A 14,045-nucleotide genomic window follows, 5' to 3' on the forward strand; every position below is an offset into this window, starting at 1 on the left:
GTCCGTTCCGTTTCTTTACCGGGCTTTGCGAATGCATTACCGTGACCACCGCCGAACTCGATCTGGTGTTCCCGTTCGGGAACGCCTCGGGAGACGGGCCCGACGGAAAGAAATCCCCGCTTCCGCTCCCCGGCGATCCGTGTGGGGCATGGTCGGAGAAGAGGATTTCCACCGACGCGGTGACCGACACCGGAGGACCAGATGGACGCCGACATCGTGCGGGTCGAACCCGTCCCGGGCTCGCCGGCCCTGATCAGGGCGGGTCAGCTGCTCACCGACGCGGCCGGGATGGAGGCCGTCTCCCGGTGGACCGCCGCGGCGGCGGAGGCCGACGGGGTCTTCCGGATACGGCTCTCGCCCGGCGTGGACGTCTGCGACCTGACGGCCATGGTCCGCGACCGGGGCCACCGGGCCTCCCCCAACCACATCCTGATGGGCCAGCCCCTCTTCTTCGGCGGCCCGGCGTCCCGCCCCTTCCCGGCCGCCCCGGCGTCCGCGCCCCTCCCTCCCTCGCCTCCGGACGAGGACCCCGTGACCGTGGCGGTGCTCGACACCTGCCTGACCGCGCACCCGTGGTGGGAGAAGAGCCCCTGGTTCCTGGAGCGGCGGCGCGAGCTCGGCGAGGCCCCCGACGCGGACGGCGACGGCGTGCTGGACGCCCAGGCGGGGCACGGCACCTTCGTCGCCGGGCTGGTCCTGCGATCGGCCCCCGGAGCCCGGCTCCACCCCCTCCAGGTGCTGGACGGACACGGCGTCGGCGACGAGGCGGGGCTGCTGCGGGCGCTGGCCCGGCTCCGCGCCGACCCGCCGCAGGTGCTCAACCTCTCCTTCGGCTGCCACACCTTCGACGACCGGCCCTCCCCGCTGGTGGAGGCGGCACTGGGCGGGCTGGCCGGCACGGCGGTGGTCGCCTGCGCCGGCAACACCGCCTCGGACCGCCCGTTCTGGCCCGCCGCGCTGCCGGAGGTGGTCGCCGTGGGCGCCCTGGACGCCGCGGAGGAGGATCGGGCTCCCTTCTCGGCCTACGGCCCGTGGGTGGACGCCTGCGCCCGGGGCGAGTGGCTGACCAGCACCTTCCTGGAGTACGGGGCCTTCCGCGGCTATGCGCGCTGGAGCGGCACCTCCTTCGCCGCCGCCGTGGTGGCCGGGGCCGTCGCCGCGGCCACCCGGGACGTGGCGCCGAAGGAGGCCGTGGCCCGCGTCCTCGACCCGCGCGGCACCCGGAAGATCTCCGATCTGGGGACCGCCGTCCCCCTGCCAAGGTAAAGTCTCCACCCGAAGTGATCAGGCGGGCACTCCGGGTGCCCGGCGGGGACGGAGGCGCCGGTGGTCGACCAGCACACGATCGAGGCCGTGCTGGCGGGAGACCAGGACGCCTGGGACGTGGTGGTCAAGCACTTCGGCCCCCTGGTGTGGTCCGTGGTCCGCGCCCACGGGCTGAGCGCGGCGGACGCGTCCGACGTCGTGCAGGGGACGTGGCTGCGGCTCGTCGAGAGCCTGCCCGGCATCCGCGATCCGGAGCGGATCTCCTCGTGGCTGTGCACCACGGCCAGGCGTGAGGCCGCTCTCCTGCTGAGACGGACCCGGGGCGAGCAGCTGACCGCGGAACCGGTCGAGCCCGCCGATCCGGTCGGCGCCGGGCACTCCGCGGATCCGGTGCTGGCCGTGCTGACCGCCGACGAGGGCCGCCGGCTGTGGCGGGCCGTGGAGAGCATGGACGAGCCCTGCCGGTCGCTGTTCCGCCTCATGGCCGCGGCCCCCGACGCGGGCGTCCACCAGCTGGCCGGACGCCTGGGCATGCCCACCGGCAGCTACGGCCCGACCCGGCGCCGCTGTCTCGACCGGCTCCGCTCCCTGCTCGTCCCGCAGGAGGCGGCGTCATGACGCGCGCTCCCTCCTCCTTCGGCTCCTCCTCCGACGACGAGTCCCTGATCGCCGCCCTCCGCCTGGCCTCGGGGCACGACCCCGTGCCCGACGAGGTCACGGCCACCGCCCGGGCGGCCTTCGGCCTGCGGCTCCCCGGCGCCGCCACGGCCCGGCCGCTGGCCGTGCCCGCGCCCTCCGGCATCCGCTCCACCGGACGGGCCCGCCTGCTCCGCTTCGGCGCGGACGGGCTCACCGTCGATCTGGACGTCGACTCCTCCGGGGGCCTGGTCGACCTGGCCGGGCGGGTCTGCCCTCCCCCAGGGGCGGGAGCGCGGGCGGAGGTCCGCACCCCCTGCCTGACCGAGTCGCGAGAGCTCTCCCCCACGGGGCAGTTCGCCGTCGTCGGCCTGCCTCCCGGCTGGTTCAGCGTGGTGTGCCACCGCCCGGGCCATCCACCCGTCGCCACCAGCTGGACCCGGATCCGGCCTGAATGACCGCCGTTCCCCTCGGCCCGCCCGCCGTGCCGGACACCGCCATGGACACCGCCACCGATGCCGTCGCTGCGGCCGAGCGGGCGGTCCGCCTCTCCGGCAGCGATCCCGGCCGGGCCCGCGCACTGGCCCGCGCCGTCCTGGACGCCGGGGCCCGGGAGGAGGCCGCCGCGGTCGCGCACCGCGCGCTGGCGCTGGCCGCGCGCGAGCTGGGCGACCTGCACCTGGCCGAGGAGCACCTGCGCCGCGCCGAGCGGATCGCGCTCTCCGCCGGTCTGCCCCACCGCGCCGCGCAGGCCCGGCTCTCCCTCGTCCACGTCAGGACCGAGCTCGGCCATCCGGCCGAGGCCCTGACGATCGCGACGGCCGCCGAGCCGTACCTCACCCCGGTCGAGGCGGGCAGGCTCGGCGTGAACCGCGCCTCGGCCCTGGTCCGGCTGGGCCGCTACGACGAGGCGGTCCGCCACTGCGACCGCGCCGAGGGCGTGCTCGGCGAGGACCCCGCCTTCCTGGCCGGGGCGACGCTGAACCGGGGGCTCGCCCGCGTGTACCTCGGGGAGTTCGCGGCGGCCGAAGCCGATCTGACGCGGAGCGCCGGGCTGGCCGGGGCAGCCGGGCTGCACCACGTGCTCGCGCTGGCGGAGGGCAACCTGCCGTTCCTCGCCGCCCGGCGCGGTGACCTGCCCGCGGCGTTCACCGCCTACCGGCGGGCGGAGCGGATCCTGTCCGACTATCCGGAACGGCTGGCCACCGTCCGCTGCGACCTGGCCGAGGCCCTGGTCTCGGCCCAGCTGCCCGGTGAGGCGCGGGTGCTGCTGGACCAGGCGGTGCCGGAACTGGAGGCGGCGGGCGCGGAGACGGCCCTCGCAGAGGCGCGCCTGATGCTCGCCCGGGTCGAGCTGGCCACCGGCGACCCGCGCCGCGCCCTGCGGAGCGCCGAGGCGGCCCGGGCCGGGCTGATCCGCCAGGAACGCGCGCTCCTGGTCCCGCTCACCACCGAGATCGCGCTCCGCGCCCGGCTGGAACTCGGTGAGGCCGCCGACCCCGTCGCGGGAGACCGGCTGGTCGCCGAGATGCTGGCGTGCGCGGCCGGGCTCGACGGGGCGGGCCACCCGTCGGCGCCGTTGCGGCTCGCCACCGCCGAACTCGCGCTCCGGCTGGGCGACGAACGGACCGCCGAGGGACTGCTCGGCCTCCTGGCCTCCTCCGGCCGCGGCCCCGCCGCCCACCACGCGACCGCGCTGCGCCGGGCCGCGGCGGGCGACCGGCGGGGAGCGCTCGCCGCGGCCCGGGCGGGGCTGATGGCCGGCGGAGCGGACGCGGTCCGGTCGCGGGACCCCCTGGAGCGGGTCCGCGCCGCCCGCCGGGGTGAGCCGCTGGCGGCGCTGGGCCTGGCCCTCGGCCTCCGGACCGGCCGGGCCCGGACGGTGCTGGCCTGGGCGGAGCGGTGGCGGGCGGCCACCGGCGGTGCCGTCGGCCTCGAGGGCTTCACAGGCACCGCAGGCGCCTCCGAGGACCGGGGCCCGGTGCGCACGGGGATCGCGGACTGCGGGGACCCGGCCGGCGCGAGGAGCGTGCGGTACGGGGACCAGTCACCCGCAGGTGCCACCCGGGGCGTTCGGAGGGCCTCGGAAACGGGTCACGGTGCCGTGCCCGGTCCGGAGGAGCTGCGTGCGGCGCTGGGCGAGGCCGCGCTGGTCGAGTTCGTCCGCCACGGCGACGAGCTGGCCGTCGTCGCGGTCACACCCGACAGGGTCCTGCTGCGCCGCCTGGGCTCCCTCGCGGCCGCCGCCGAGGCCACCGTCCGGCTCCGGTACGGCCTGCGCCGCAGGCACCTGCTCGACGGGGACGCGCCCGGCCTGACCGCGGAGGCTGCGGCGGTGGAGCGGCTGCTCCTCGGCCCGCTGCTCCCCCGCCTGGGCGACCGGCCGCTGGTGATCGTACCCGCCGGGCCGCTGCACACCCTGCCCTGGCCGGTGCTCCCGTCGAACGCGGACCGGCCGGTGACCGTCGCACCGAGCGCCTCGGCCTGGCTGGCCGCGTGGCGTGCCGTACCCCCGGGGGGAGGCACGGGCGGAGGGACCGCGGCGGTGGCCGGCCCCGGTCTGCGCTGCGCCGAGGCGGAGGTCCGCATGGTGGCCGCCCGCCGTCCGGGGACGGAGCTGGTCCCCGCGGCCCGGCGCACGGTCCTGGCGGCGCTGGAGCGGGCCGGCGTGGCGCACCTGGCGGCCCACGGGACGTTCAGCGCGCGCAGCCCGCTGCTGTCCGGCATCGACCTCGACGACGGCCGCCTCATGGCCTACGACCTGCTCCGGATCCGCACGCCGCCGGAACTGGTGGTGCTGTCGGCGTGCGACGCGGGGATGGCGCACGCCCCCGCCGACGGGACGCCGCTGGGGCTGGCGGGAGCGTTCCTGTCGTCGGGCACGCGGTGCGTGGTGGCGGGCCTGGTCCCGGTGCGCGACGACGAGACCCTGGCGCTGATGACGGTCTTCCACGGCCTGCTGGCCGCCGGACGCCCGCCCGCGGCGGCGCTGGCCGCGGCGGCCGGGCGGACGGGGACGGCCGGATTCGCCTGCTTCGGGTACGGGGATCAGCCGGTGGCGACCGGCCGGGAGGGGTCGGCCACCCAGTTGGACCAGGACCCGACGTAGAGGGAGGCCGGGATGCCCGCGACCTCCAGCGCCAGGACCTGGTGGGCGGCCGTCACGCCGGAACCGCAGTAGGTCCCCACCGCGATGCCGGGCACCGCCCCGAGGGTGTTGAACCTCTCCCGCAGGAAATGCGGCCGGTGGAAGCGCCCGGACGGGTCGAGGTTCTCCGTCGTGGGGGCGCTGACCGCCCCGGGGACGTGCCCGGCGACCGGATCGACCGGCTCGACCTCCCCCCGGTAGCGCTCGGCGGCGCGGGCGTCCAGCAGGATCCCGTCGGCGGCCAGCTCCGCGGCCGCGGCGGCGTCGAGCACGGGCATGCCCCCCGGGCGGGCGGTGAAGTCACCGGGCGGCGGCTCGGGCGCCTCGACCGAGACGGGACGCCCCTCGGAGGTCCAGGCGCGCAGGCCCCCGTCGAGGACCCGGACGTCGGGATGGCCGAAGTAGCGCAACGTCCACCAGGCCCGGGCGGCGGCCGTGGAGCCGGCGTCGTCGTAGACCACGACGGGCCGGGAGCCGGAGACGCCGAGGCGGCGCATCGCGTCCTGGAAGCGGCCGGCCTCCGGCAGGGGGTGGCGTCCCTCCGGGCCCGGGGGCGCGGCGAGGTCGGCCTCCAGGTCGCAGAAGACCGCGCCGGGGACGTGCCCCTGCCGGTAGGACTCGATCCCGGGCGGGCCGCCGAGCGCCCAGCGCACGTCGAGGACGGACGCCGCGGTCAGCGCGGCCAGGTCTCCGGGAGTGATCAGCGGGCTCACCGGGTGCTCACCTCCAGGAGCGGGACGTACTGTTCGGCGGGGGTCAGGGAGCCGTGGTAGCCGGTGAACGACGACTCCAGCGGCTCGGCGGCCGAGGCGACGACGACGGTCCCGGCCCGCGGCACGGCGACCACGTCGCCGATCCTGGGCAGCCACTCCGGGCGGACGCGGGGACCGAACCAGCCGGACTCGACCGCCTCCTCCCGCGAGGCCACCCAGGCCGCCTCCCCCAGGACACCCCGCCAGGACTCCAGCACGGCTCCGGCCGCCCCCGGCGCGGCGTAGACGTGGCGGGCCCTGGCCTCGCCGCCCAGCAGGGCGACGCCCTCGCGCAGGGCGGGGACGGCGTCGGCGTCGATCCGGTCGGTGGCGTTGACCATGCCGTGGTCGGCGGTGACGTACATCGCCGACCCGGGCGGGAGGGTCTCGGCCAGGCGCTCGGCCATCCGGTCGACCCGGGCGAGCTGGTCGAGCCACTCGGGGGAGCCCCAGCCGCGCATGTGGCCGGCGGCGTCGAGGTCGCCGTAGTAGACGGTGACGTGCGCGCGGGGCTCGGCCAGGGCCCGGCGGACCCCCTCGACCCGGTCGTCGACCGCGTCGGCGCCCACGAAGCGGACGCCCCGGTAGACGGCCTGGTTGAAGCCGGTGCCCTCGAACTGGGCCGGGGCCACGTAACTGGTGCTGATCCCGGCCGCCGCGGCGCGCTCGAAGACGGTCGCGGTGGGCTGCCACTCCTCGGGCGCGATCAGCGGCCCGAACGCGGTCCAGCGCAGGCAGTTGAACAGGTAGCCCGCCCCGGGGACGGCCAGCTGGTAGCCCAGCATGCCGTGCTCGCCCGGCGGCAGGCCGGTGCCGAGCGTGCCCAGGCTGGTCGCCGTGGTGGCGGGGAAGCCCGCGGTCAGCGTCCGGCCCGCCCGCGACGACAGGAAGGGGGCCGCCTCGGGATGGGCCCGCAGCAGCTCCGCGCCCAGGCCGTCGACGAGGAAGAGCAGCACCCGGTCGGCGGGGGCGAGCCCCAGCGGGTTGGCGCCGTCCATCCCCAGCACGGCCAGGAGCGAGGAGGACAGGTCTGCCAGCGACGCCTCGCCGTACGCCGGGACGAGGGGGCTCACGAGGCGGCGGCGCGGGCGGTGGCCTCCGACAGCGCCTTGGCGAAGGCGAGCACGTGGGAGACGGCCTCGGGGCCGTCGGCGGCCTCGCTCACCCGCAGGGAGAGGTCGTCGGCCGTGACCGCGCCGGTGTAGCCGTGGTCGGCCTCGCAGTTCTCGTCGCCGCAGGCGGCCGGCTCGAGGTCGATGTGGGAGATCGCCCCCCAGCCGATGGTGAGCGTGACCTCGGTGGGAGGCACGCCCGGGACGTAGGAGGCGGGATCGGGGACCACGCGGGTGACGGCCACGGACTGGATCCGGCGCAGGAGCACGGCCTCGGTGGTCGTGGAGGCGTGGGACGCCGAGACTCCTTCCACCGCCGGGTGCTCGTCGGTGTGGCAGACCAGCAGGCGGGTGGGCGAGAGCACCAGGACGGTGACGTGCCGGCGCACCTCCATGGCGGGGTCGAAGGTGGCTTCGTGGTGCACCACGTAGGCGTCCACCTGCTCCTTGCCCAGGGCGGATTCGACGGCGTCGGCCACCAGGTCGGGGTAGTAGCCACTGCGGTCGATGGCCTCGCGCAGGCCCGCGGTCGAGAGTCGGGTTTCCCTCATGGGTCCATCCTGCCCTGTCCCGGGCGTCTGTTTCACCCCGAGCGCCGCGGCGCCCCTCAGCTGAGCCGCCGCGGCCCCCCGTCGGGACGGGGCCCGCCGGGATGGCGCAGTACGGCGCGGGCCCCCAGCACGACCACCTCCGACTCCCCCACCAGCACCGGGTCGAGGTCGAGCCCGGCCACCTCGGGGAGGTCGTCGGCCAGCCTGCCGACCCGGACCAGCAGCTCCTCCAGCGCCTCGACGGCCACCGGCGGGTAGCCGTACTCGCCGAAGAGCAGCGGCGCCGCGCGCGGCGACTCGACCAGCTCGGCCGCGTCCTCGCGCGTCAGCGGGGCCAGCCGGTAGGCCTCGTCCCGCAGCAGCCGGGCCGTCACCTCGCCCAGCCCGAAGGAGACGACGGCGCCGAACCCGGGGTCCTCCACGACGCTCACCACGGTCGGCACCGCGGGCTGCGGGACCATGCGCTGCACGGCGAGCACGGCGTCGGGACCGAGCTGCCGGAGCAGGTCGGCGAAGGCGTCGCGCACCCCGTCCGGGCCCGCCAGGCCGAGCCGGACCGTCCCCGCCCGCTTGGCCGCCTCCGGGTCGGCGGCCTTGAGCACCACCGGCCAGCCCAGCCGCTCGGCCGCGTCCACGGCCGCCTCCGGCGAGGCGACCACCTCGGCGCGCCAGACCGTCAGCCCGTAGTACGCCAGCAGCTCGGCGACCTCCGCCTCGGAGGGGACCCGCTCGGCGGCCTCCCCGGCGGTCACGGCCGCCTCCGCGGTCCTCGGCGCCTCCGCCGTCCCCGCCGTCTCGGCCGTCTCCGTGGTCGGAACGCCGTCCGGCGGGGCCCCGCCGGACGGGTCCTCTCCGGGCGGGGCCGCCAGCAGCCGCTCGACGAGCCCCCGCGCGGCGGCGGCGTCGACGCCGGGCTCCTCCACCGGCACGCCGGCGGGCCGCTCCCGCCAGCGCGCGTACCGCACGGCGTGGGCCAGGGCCCGGACCGCCTCCTCGGGCGCCGCGTAGGACGGGATGGAACCCCGATCGGGCACCTCCGCGCCGACCCGCAGCTCCGCGGGCATGCCGAGCTGCCCCTCGAAGGTGGCCAGCACCGGCTTGCCGCCCTCGCCCGCGACGCGCAGCAGCTCCGCGGCGACCTCCGCGGCCCGGCCCGGGATCGGCGGCATGTAGATGGCGACCGCGGCGTCCACCTCCGGGAGCAGGGAGGCCAGGGCCGCGCCGAACTCGGCGGCCCCGGCGCGCGCGCCGAGGTTCACCGGCGGCCGGGGCTCCAGCCCCGCGCGCACGCACGCGTCCACGGCCAGCAGCGCCAGCGCGTCGGAGTTGCCGACCAGGCCGACCCGCGGCCCGGCGGGCAGCGGCTGGTGGGCCAGGAGCTGGGCCACGTCGAACTGCTGGATCAGGTCGTCCACCCGGATCGCCCCGGCCTGCTCGAACAGCGCGCTGAGCGCGGTGTCGGGCAGGCCGAGCACCTGGGCGGCGTGGCCGATGGGCACGCCCTGGGTGGTGCCGCCGCTCTTGACCACCACGATCGGCTTGCGCCGGGAGATGCGCCGGGCCAGCCGGGCGAACTTGCGCGGGTTTCCCAGCGACTCCAGGTAGAGCAGGATCACGTCGGTGGCGGCGTCCTCCTCCCAGTACTGCAGCAGGTCGTTGCCGGAAACGTCGGCCCGGTTGCCCGCGGAGACGAACGAGGAGATGCCCATGCCGCGCTGGGCGACCCGCTGCAGCAGCGCCGTGCCCAGCGCGCCCGACTGGCTGAAGAAGCCGACCCTGCCCCGCCCTGGGACGGTCGCGGCGAGGGTGGCGTTCAGCCGGACGGCCGGGTCGGTGTTGGCGATGCCGAGGCAGTTGGGGCCGACGACGCGCAGGCCGTACGCGCGGGCGATGCGGACCAGCTCGTCCTGCCGGGCCCGCCCCTCCGGCCCGGTCTCGCCGAACCCGGAGGAGACCACGATCAGCCCGCGCACGCCCTTCTCCGCGCACTCCTTGACGACGTCGATCACCCCGTCGGCCGGTACGGCCAGCACCGCGAGGTCCACCTCGCCGTCGATGGCCGTCACGCTCGGGTAGGCCCGGACCCCCGCGACGGCCCGCGCCTCGCGGTGGACCGGGTAGACCGGTCCGGTGAAGTCCGCGCCGAGCAGGTTGCGCAGCACGGTCTGGCCGACGCCGCCGGGCTCCCGGCCGGCGCCGACCACCGCCACCGAGCCCGGGGTCAGCAGCCGCTCGATGGAGCGGGCCTCGGCCCGGTGTTCGCGGGAGGCGGTCACCTCCTGGGAGGTCTCGGTCGGGGTGAGGTCGAGGGTCATCCGCACCACGCCGTCGGCGAAGCGGCTGCGCGCGGTGTAGCCGGCCTGCTTGAGCACGCCCATCATCTTCTGGTTGGCGGGCAGCACGTCGGCGACGAACCGGGCGATGCCGTTCTCGCGCGCGGTCTCGGCCAGGTGCTCCAGCAGGACCGAGGCGACGCCGCGGCCCTGGTGGGCGTCCTCGACGAGGAAGGCCACCTCCGCCTCCTCCGCGTCGATCCGGTCGTAGCGGATCACGGCCACCATCTCGGTGCCGATCGTCGCGATCAGCGCGACCCGGTCCACGTAGTCGACGTTGGTGAAGCGGGTCACCTCCCGGTCCGACAGGCGGGGGCGGGGGCCGAAGAAGCGGAAGTAGATCGACTCCTCGGACAGCCGGGAGTAGAAGGTCCTGAGCCGGTCGGCGTCGGCGGGCCGGATCGGGCGCACGTGTGCGGTGCCGCCGTCGGACAGGACGACGTCCGCCTCCCAGTGGGCGGGGTATTGAGCCTCCACAGTCCCGAGGGTAGACGCGAATCCCACATGTCGGACCAGCCGGGTGGGTTAGCGCAACGCTTGTGCATCGACTGCGGTCCCGTGTCCGATCCGGCCCCCCCATCCAGGCCTGGAACTGTTAGGTTTTTCGCGGTCCCCTAAGCACGTTCGGCATCGAAGTCACAAGGCGGTGGACATCATGACGCGGGTGGTCGTGGTGGGCGATCTCATGACCGACGCGGTCGCGCGGGCTCGCTATCCGCTGGCCCGGGCCAGCGACACACCGGCCGTGGTCACGATGCACGGCGGCGGGTCGGGGGCCAACATCGCCTCGTGGCTGGCGGTGGAGGGCTCGGAGGTGGCCTTCATCGGCCGCCGCGGCGCCGACATCACCGGCCGCAACCGCGACATGGAGCTCATGGGGTACGGCGTCGACGCCCGCCTCGTCATGGACCCCGAGCGCCCCACCGGCACCTGCGTGGTGCTCGTCACCCACAAGGGCGAGCGCACCATGCTCTCCGACCCGGGCGCCAACGCGGCCCTGTCCCCCGAGGACCTCCCCCGTGATCTGTTCGCCCAGGGCGGCCACCTCCACCTGTCGGGCTACACCCTGATCAACGAGGGCTCCCGCGAGGCCGGGCTGGCGGCCCTGGAGATGGCCGGCCGCGCGGGGATGACCGTCTCGGTCGACTGCGCCTCCTCGGCCCCGCTGGAGCGCACCGGCGCCGAGCCGTTCCTGGAGTGGACCCAGAACGCCAAGCTGCTGTTCGCCAACGCCGACCAGGCCAAGGTCCTGACCGGCCGTGACGATCCGGCCGCCGCCGCCAAGGTGCTCACCGCCTGGTTCCCCCAGGTCGTGATCAAGCTCAACGACGAGGGCTCGCTGTGGTACTCCAACAGCCGCAGCGAACCCGTCCGGGCCCCCGCCGAGTCCGTGGAGCGCGTGGTCGACGGCACCGGCGCCGGTGACGCGTTCACCGCGGGCTTCCTGCCGGCCTGGCTCGAGGGCAAGCCCCCGGCCGAGGCCCTCGCCGCGGGCAACCGCCTGGCCGCCAAGGCCATCGCCCACCTCGGCGCCCGCCCCCGCCTCTGACCGACCGGCCGTGCGGCGGCGGGCCGCCGGTCAGCCGCCGAGATAGCGCAGGACCGCCAGCACCCTCCGGTTGTAGTCGGGGTCGCGCGGCAGGTCGAGTTTGTCCACGATGGCGTTGACGTGCTTCTCGACGGTGCTCAGCGAAACGTGCAGGCGGGCGGCGATCGCCGCGTTGACGAAGCCCTGCGCCAGGTGCTCCAGGACCTCCGCCTCGCGCCCGCTCAGCCTGCTCAGGGGGTCGGCGCGGGTGGTCCGGGCGAGGAGCCGGCGGACGACCTCGGGATCGAAGACGGCACCGCCCGCGTGCACGCGCTCGAGCGAGTCGAGGAAGTCGGCCACCTCCGAGACCCGGTCCTTGAGCAGGTAGCCCAGACCCGTGGCGGACCCGGCCAGGAGCGCGGCCGCGTAGGTTTTCTCCACGTACTGCGACAGCACGAGCAGGCCGACCTCCGGCCGCCGCTCGCGGATCTCCAGCGCCGCCCGCAGTCCCTCGTCGGTATGGGTCGGCGGCATCCGCACGTCGACGACGGCCACGTCGGGCCGGTGCCGCTCGACCTCGTCGAGCAGTGCCCGTGCGTCGCCGACCGCGGCGACGACGTCGTGGCCGGCGTCGCCGAGCAGCCGGCTCAGGCCCTCACGGAGCAGCACCGAGTCGTCCGCCAGGATCACTCGCACGGCACCGCCTTGGGCAGCCTCGCGGTGACCTCGGTGGGGCCTCCCGCCGGGCTGTCGACGACGAGGTCGCCGTCGAGGGCCAGGACACGCCGGGCCAGCCCGGAGAGGCCTCCTCCCGAAGGATCGGCGCCACCGCAGCCGTCGTCCGAGATCACCACGCTCACCGTCCGCTCGTCCTCGGTCAGGACGACCAGGATGTCATGCGCCCCCGCGTGCTTGACCGCGTTGGTGATCGCCTCCCTGGCCACGAAGTACAGGGCCGTCTCCACCTCGGAGACGGGCCTGCCGGCCAGTCCGTAGTGCACGGTCACCGGTACGGCCGACCGTTCGGCGACGCCCTCGAGCGCGTCCTGGAGCCCCAGCTCGTCGAGGGCCGTCGGGTAGATCCGCCAGGCCACGCTGCGCAGTTCGTCCAGCAGTCGGCGGGACTCGACGTAGGCCTGGTCCACCAGTTCGGCGGTCCTGGCGGCGTCGGGGGCGTGCCGGGCGCGGCCCAGCAGCATGGCCAGCGCCACGCCCCGCTGCTGCACTCCGTCGTGTAGGTCGCGTTCGATCCTGCGCCGCTCGTCGTCGACGGCCCGCACGATGCCAGAGCGAGTCGCGGTCAGCTCGGCGATGCGCCTGCGCATCAGCTCCTGCCCGGCCGGTCCCAGGAAGCGGCCGGCCAGGAGGCGGTCGGCGGCGTCGACCGCGAGGACCGCCGATGCGGTCAGCGCCAGCGCGACCGTGCCGATCGTCAGGCCGAGCACCCAGTCGCTGGTGATCAGCTTCACACCGGGCAGTTCCAGCGGCACGGAGGCGGACGCGCCCGAGGCCAGGTCCCACAGCCCGCCGAAGAGGAAGAGCCCGCCGGTGAACAGGCCCACTGCGCAGACGTATCCGCCGGCCACGCCGAGCACGCCGCGCGCGGCCAGGAAGGCGCAGCCGCCCTGCGCCGCCGGGCCTGCCCTGCGGCGGGCGGCCGGGGAGGGGACGCCCGGCCGCGCCGTACCGGATGCGGGCCGGAAGGAGTGTGGCGTGCCGTGGCCGAGCCGGCGGGCCAGCCGGGCCCGTTCCAGTGCCACCAGCCGGGCGGCGGCGCGGTCCACGGCGGGCCGCGCGGCCGGTATCACGGCCGCGGGCCGGAGCAGGCAGACGAAGAGCAACTCGGCCAGGCCCAGGATCGTACCGGTGACGATCCCCGCCAGCACGCGCGCGATCCGATCGGCCGACATGGTCGCGGAGTCTAGGCGTCGCGCCGGCGCAGTACGGCATGGCCCGCCGCCACCGCCGCCGCCGTCCACGCGAGCAGCCAGGCGAGCCCCTCGCCCGCCGGGTAGGGGATGGGGCCGCCGGTCGGGTTGTCGGTGCTGCCCATGAACGCCAGCCCGGCCGGCAGCGGCATGCGCAGCGCCACCTCCAGCGCCGGAGGCGCACCGGTCGCCGCCAGCAGCAGCGGCAGGCCCATCAACAGCATGAACACCGCGGTCAGCGTGCCCGCCGCACTGCGCATCGCGGCTCCCACGCCGACCGTGATCACCGACACCAGCGCGAAGAAGAGGCCGACGCCCAGCAGGTCGAGGGCGGTCTGCACGGGCGGCAGGGTGACGTGTCCGCCGAACGGCTCGCCGGACAGCACGACGTGGACGGCCGCCGCCGCCGCGCCGCCGGACACCACTCCCGCCGTGAACGCCACCGCCGCCGCCACCAGCGCCTTGGCGGCGAGCATCCGGCCGCGGACCGGGACGGCCTGCAGGGTGGTGCGGACACCGCCCGAGGAGTACTCCGAAGTGATCATCAGCATCGCCGCCGCGACCGGCGCGAACTGGGCGAAGATCGTCGCCGAGACCACCGGTTCGCCCGCGGGGAGGCTCGCCGTCCCGCCGTCGCGGAGCATCTCCGTCGCCGTGGCCCCGCCCAGCGTCAGGGCGCTCAGCACCATGAGCACGACGGTGCCCGCCAGGCACCACCAGGTCGACCGGACCGACCACAATTTCGTCCACTCGGCGGCGGCCGCCCGGCCCAGGTCACCGATCCCCATCGT

The 14,045-nt window shown here is 76.1% G+C and carries 12 protein-coding genes; 5 read left to right on the top strand and 7 right to left on the bottom strand.

Translation table 11 applies throughout. From position 1 onward, the window contains the following. Positions 1-201 precede the first annotated feature (201 nt). Genes IEZ07_RS11890 through IEZ07_RS11905 form a run of 4 tightly spaced genes read left to right on the top strand, consistent with a single transcriptional unit; the run spans position 202 to position 5,011 of the window. Positions 202-1,266, top strand: coding sequence for a S8 family peptidase (locus IEZ07_RS11890; RefSeq protein ID WP_191894804.1), 1,065 nt, complete (start codon positions 202-204; stop codon positions 1,264-1,266). A 60-nt stretch (positions 1,267-1,326) separates the two neighbouring features. Then, positions 1,327-1,884: an RNA polymerase sigma factor gene (locus IEZ07_RS11895; RefSeq protein WP_068898660.1), complete on the top strand. Its 558-nt coding sequence runs from the start codon at positions 1,327-1,329 to the stop codon at positions 1,882-1,884. Further along, positions 1,881-2,360, top strand: a complete 480-nt coding sequence (locus tag IEZ07_RS11900; RefSeq protein ID WP_191894805.1) for a hypothetical protein — start codon at positions 1,881-1,883, stop codon at positions 2,358-2,360. Before IEZ07_RS11895 ends, IEZ07_RS11900 begins: the two co-directional genes overlap by 4 nt. After that, positions 2,357-5,011 carry a CHAT domain-containing protein gene (locus tag IEZ07_RS11905; protein ID WP_191894806.1) on the top strand — a complete coding sequence of 885 codons (2,655 nt, stop codon included), beginning with the start codon at positions 2,357-2,359 and terminating at the stop codon, positions 5,009-5,011. The genes IEZ07_RS11900 and IEZ07_RS11905 overlap by 4 nt, the downstream gene beginning before the upstream one ends. Here the strand turns inward: IEZ07_RS11905 and IEZ07_RS11910 are convergent. From IEZ07_RS11910 to IEZ07_RS11925, 4 genes are read right to left on the bottom strand one after another with little or no spacing between them, the layout of a single operon-like run. Then, entirely contained in the window at positions 4,951-5,763 is an 813-nt protein-coding gene (locus IEZ07_RS11910) for a sulfurtransferase (protein ID WP_191894807.1), read from the bottom strand. The two genes, IEZ07_RS11905 and IEZ07_RS11910, sit on opposite strands and share 61 nt — an antisense overlap. Continuing rightward, positions 5,760-6,875, bottom strand: a complete 1,116-nt coding sequence (locus tag IEZ07_RS11915; RefSeq protein WP_239319809.1) for an alkaline phosphatase family protein — start codon at positions 6,873-6,875, stop codon at positions 5,760-5,762. Before IEZ07_RS11915 ends, IEZ07_RS11910 begins: the two co-directional genes overlap by 4 nt. Further along, entirely contained in the window at positions 6,872-7,465 is a 594-nt protein-coding gene (locus IEZ07_RS11920) for a DUF5998 family protein (RefSeq protein WP_068898669.1), read from the bottom strand. Before IEZ07_RS11920 ends, IEZ07_RS11915 begins: the two co-directional genes overlap by 4 nt. A gap of 56 nt (positions 7,466-7,521) precedes the next feature. Continuing rightward, positions 7,522-10,275 (bottom strand): bifunctional acetate--CoA ligase family protein/GNAT family N-acetyltransferase, encoded by a 2,754-nt coding sequence (locus IEZ07_RS11925; RefSeq protein WP_239319806.1) that lies wholly within the window; start codon positions 10,273-10,275, stop codon positions 7,522-7,524. Between the two features lie 178 nt (positions 10,276-10,453). Between IEZ07_RS11925 and IEZ07_RS11930 the strand changes: the two genes are divergently transcribed. Beyond that, positions 10,454-11,347: a carbohydrate kinase family protein gene (locus IEZ07_RS11930; RefSeq protein WP_191894926.1), complete on the top strand. Its 894-nt coding sequence runs from the start codon at positions 10,454-10,456 to the stop codon at positions 11,345-11,347. A 30-nt stretch (positions 11,348-11,377) separates the two neighbouring features. Here IEZ07_RS11930 and IEZ07_RS11935 read toward each other — a convergent pair whose 3' ends face one another. Genes IEZ07_RS11935 through IEZ07_RS11945 form a run of 3 tightly spaced genes read right to left on the bottom strand, consistent with a single transcriptional unit; the run spans position 11,378 to position 14,042 of the window. Further along, on the bottom strand, positions 11,378-12,022 hold the full coding sequence (locus IEZ07_RS11935) for a response regulator transcription factor (RefSeq protein WP_191894809.1): 645 nt from the start codon (positions 12,020-12,022) through the stop codon (positions 11,378-11,380). After that, positions 12,013-13,236, bottom strand: a complete 1,224-nt coding sequence (locus IEZ07_RS11940; RefSeq protein ID WP_191894810.1) for a sensor histidine kinase — start codon at positions 13,234-13,236, stop codon at positions 12,013-12,015. The genes IEZ07_RS11935 and IEZ07_RS11940 overlap by 10 nt, the downstream gene beginning before the upstream one ends. 11 nt (positions 13,237-13,247) lie before the next feature. After that, positions 13,248-14,042 (bottom strand): ABC transporter permease, encoded by a 795-nt coding sequence (locus tag IEZ07_RS11945; RefSeq protein WP_191894811.1) that lies wholly within the window; start codon positions 14,040-14,042, stop codon positions 13,248-13,250. Positions 14,043-14,045 lie beyond the last annotated feature (3 nt).

The sequence above is a fragment of the Planomonospora parontospora genome, assembly GCA_014647935.1.
GTDB classification, from domain to species: domain Bacteria; phylum Actinomycetota; class Actinomycetes; order Streptosporangiales; family Streptosporangiaceae; genus Planomonospora; species Planomonospora parontospora.